Genomic DNA, 453 nt, shown 5'->3' with positions numbered 1-453 from the left:
GGGCTGAGTTTGACTTCGCTGCCGAAGTGCTGCCCTGCCAGTTCGGCGATGTGCATGGCGACATACACGGGCAGTGTGTGCCCCATGCCGACGTTATAGAGGACTTCTTCAAACGAGGTTTGTTTGTCGTTGAGGTCGGCAAGGTATTTTTCTTTGAGGTCGTCTGAAAGCAATACGTCTTTGGGCAACAGGCTGGACAGGGCTTTTTGCAGGCGGTTTTCGCCGAGGATGATGGCATCGTGGCGGTTAAGGTTTTTGACGTATTGGCGGATGGCGCTGCGCGCTCGGCTGGAAACGGTGAAATTCAGCCATGCCGGATTGGGCTTGGCGTGTTCGGATGTGATGATTTCGACGGAGTCGCCGGTTTTGAGTTTAGTACGCAGGGGCATCATGGTGTTGTTGATGCGGGCGGCAACGGTTTTGTGTCCGATGTCGGTGTGGACGGCGTAGGCG

1 protein-coding gene is annotated in these 453 nt (G+C 55.6%); it reads right to left on the bottom strand.

The features are described from left to right. Positions 1-453, bottom strand: a 453-nt coding sequence (locus tag ACTHUR_RS20640; protein WP_440400661.1) for a TGS domain-containing protein, incomplete at both ends; no start/stop codon positions are given.

The organism is Neisseria sp. P0021.S007 (genome assembly GCF_051956855.1).
The sequence above is the reverse complement of the archived record's forward strand: the minus strand, read 5'-3'. Positions and strand labels throughout refer to the sequence as shown.